Here is a 266-nt window from a genome sequence, read left to right on the forward strand (position 1 = left end):
CTTTCCTAAAGTCTCTAAAATAGCTTCGTTAATCGGTTTTGCTCCCCTACTACCACCAACAACCAATACAGTTTTCTTTCTATCTGATAAACCAAGGGATTGAAGCTTTTTTTCACCTTCTTGTTTTGAAGCTTCAACAACCTCTTGTGCCCTCGGATTTCCAGTTAAAATCACTTTATTTTCTGGAAAAAATTTACTCGAGTCTTTGAATGAAATTGCAACATGATCAACATATTTACTTAAAAACTTATTAGTTAATCCAGGTA

General features: G+C 33.8%; 1 pseudogene. It reads right to left on the bottom strand.

Annotation, left to right across the window (positions count from 1 at the left end):
• Positions 1-266: pseudogene (locus AOA60_RS32840) on the bottom strand (hypothetical protein); the annotation flags it as partial.

The organism is Pseudomonas sp. 2822-17, from assembly GCF_002742485.1.
GTDB lineage: Bacteria > Pseudomonadota > Gammaproteobacteria > Pseudomonadales > Pseudomonadaceae > Aquipseudomonas > Aquipseudomonas cyclaminis.